Below are 1,139 nucleotides of genomic sequence, written 5' to 3'. Positions count from 1 at the left end.
CTTACCGATAAAGGGTGGTCATACAACAAATTTGCTAGCTCATTTAACTTATCTTTATTATCTTTATACTGTTTTTGATCAAGTCTACTCAATAAAGTAACAGAGTCCTGTCGATCAAAACTCTTGATGGTGATAACTGAAGTAAACATCTTGATAAAGTCACAATTATAGGCAGTCGTCAGAACATGATGCTTTTTTGCTGAACTGAGTTGATTGAAATCAATAAGATGATTTATTGGGTAGTTAACATCATCAAAAACAATCAGCCATTTCTTATTAGAATTTAATAATGTCTGAATAATCTTTTGAAAAACTAATTCTGCATTTCCAGCACTATTCACTTTTTCTCTTTCAGGTAATATTGCATTTATTTTTTTTGCAAAATAAATAGCCTGTGGCTCAATATCTTCAGATCCGTTGATCCACCAGATAAAATCATAATGAGAAAGATTTTGCCACACATATTCTTTAGCAATTTGTGTTTTGCCAATACCTTTACCGCCTTTTAAAAGTATTGTTGGTTTATCTTTAAAATCGAGAGATAATTGTCCTATTTCCGACGTTCTTCCAACAAAATAACTATTTTTTGCATCAACATTAACCGCTAACTCTGCGGCATAATTGGAGTCACAAAAATACATAAATCCTACTAATAAAAACCTGATAATGTTCATTAATAACCAACCCTGTTAAAATAAACGACATTTTTATCTCTACCTGATTCACTACTTGGCAATTTTATTTCTAACGCTTTCTTTTGATACTTAGTTGAAATTGTATGAATACTCCCATCGGCAATTATAATCAACTCACTAAAAGATGGCTCTGGGATAAAAAAATCACTTTCTGACAATGATTCATTAATTGTTTGAAGATCAATATCATACGAACTATCCGAATAATTTAATCTTATACAATTATCGATGGTATCAATAACAATATTGATACTACCGCCTTGATCAATTTTAAAAAAACTTTCTGTCATCAAACTCACAAGCAGCCTTTGTAACACAAAGACGTCAAAATGTCTGCACTCAACGGTAAAATCAATTGTATAGCTTAATCTTATATTTTTCTGTGCACTTAATAAGTGAAAATAATTGATAATTATGTCTATATCGTTTTTTTCTAATGCTCGA

The 1,139-nt window shown here is 30.5% G+C and carries 2 protein-coding genes; both read right to left on the bottom strand.

Translation table 11 applies throughout. From position 1 onward, the window contains the following. A partial coding sequence (locus DNJ75_RS14875; RefSeq protein WP_157968407.1) for an NB-ARC domain-containing protein occupies positions 1-674 on the bottom strand: 674 nt, incomplete at its 3' end. Then, positions 674-1,139, bottom strand: a 466-nt coding sequence (locus DNJ75_RS14870) for a hypothetical protein (RefSeq protein ID WP_157968406.1), incomplete at its 5' end; no start/stop codon positions are given. The genes DNJ75_RS14870 and DNJ75_RS14875, both read right to left, overlap by 1 nt.

The sequence above is a fragment of the Cysteiniphilum litorale genome, from assembly GCF_003428165.1.
Classification (GTDB): Bacteria; Pseudomonadota; Gammaproteobacteria; order Francisellales; family Francisellaceae; genus Caedibacter; species Caedibacter litoralis.
This window is presented reverse-complemented; position numbering and strand designations above follow the sequence as displayed.